This window comes from Vibrio sp. 10N.261.52.A1 (genome assembly GCF_002876325.1).
Taxonomy (GTDB): Bacteria; Pseudomonadota; Gammaproteobacteria; order Enterobacterales; family Vibrionaceae; genus Vibrio; species Vibrio chagasii.
The window spans coordinates 1-454 of sequence record NZ_MCYD01000104.1; the positions used below are offsets into that span (position 1 = coordinate 1).

A 454-nucleotide genomic window follows, 5' to 3' on the forward strand; every position below is an offset into this window, starting at 1 on the left:
GATAGAGATATAACCTTTAGCATCGCCGTAGATCTCTTCTGGACCGACAATTCGAAACTTCTTATTTTCCCCATCATCATTCTCGATTTCGACCCAAGCCCCGAAAAATACCTTACCTTCTTGTTGTGGCGAGTAATCAACGATCGTGACATCAGGTAGGAACTTTCTTAAGAAACGAACTCGGCGATCGATCTGACGAAGTAGACGCTTATTGAAGGTGTAATCTGCGTTTTCTGAGCGATCTCCAAGGCTTGCCGCCCAAGTGACTATCTTAGTAATTTCAGGGCGTTTCTCGTGCCATAAGTGGTCATGTTCTGCTTTGAGCTTGTTATAACCTTCTCGAGTGATAAGTTTGGTTTTCATAAATCTGACTTAATGAAAGGATGATCTAAGATAGAATATATAGAAAGGCAACATACGTTAACAATTATTTAGGCGACTTTTTCTCCAATAA

General features: G+C 40.5%; 1 protein-coding gene. It reads right to left on the reverse strand.

Annotated features, from left to right (window positions below):
• The coding region (gene greB, locus BCT81_RS01365) for a transcription elongation factor GreB (protein ID WP_102423047.1) at positions 1-363 on the reverse strand (363 nt) is incomplete at its 3' end.
• Positions 364-454: the final 91 nt, after the last annotated feature.